The 230-nt window shown below is 53.5% G+C and carries 1 protein-coding gene; it reads left to right on the top strand.

The window, feature by feature from the left end:
• Positions 1 to 21 precede the first annotated feature (21 nt).
• A partial coding sequence (locus tag H6B31_RS17915) for a hypothetical protein (RefSeq protein WP_204899558.1) occupies positions 22 to 230 on the top strand: 209 nt, incomplete at its 3' end.

Raw genomic sequence — 230 nt, 5'->3', positions numbered from 1 at the left:
AAGATCAGCACCGACGTTATCATGAACATCCAGTTCAAGTACGGCGATGAAGTCGTTGCTGGCGGTGACTACTTCGTGCCTGCCGGCGTTCAGAACTACTCCGTGCTGGAGCAGTATGTGCCCGAAGGGTACGAGATGACTGTGTCCGGTGATTTCATGGCCGAGGACGGCGGCAAGCTGGTTGTCAACATCGAGAAGATCAGCACCGACGTTATCATGAACATCCAGTT

The sequence above is a fragment of the Pseudoflavonifractor capillosus genome (genome assembly GCF_016899775.1).
Taxonomy (GTDB): domain Bacteria; phylum Bacillota; class Clostridia; order Oscillospirales; family Oscillospiraceae; genus Lawsonibacter.
Note: the sequence above shows the minus strand (reverse complement) of the source record. Positions and strands in the feature narration are given on the sequence as shown.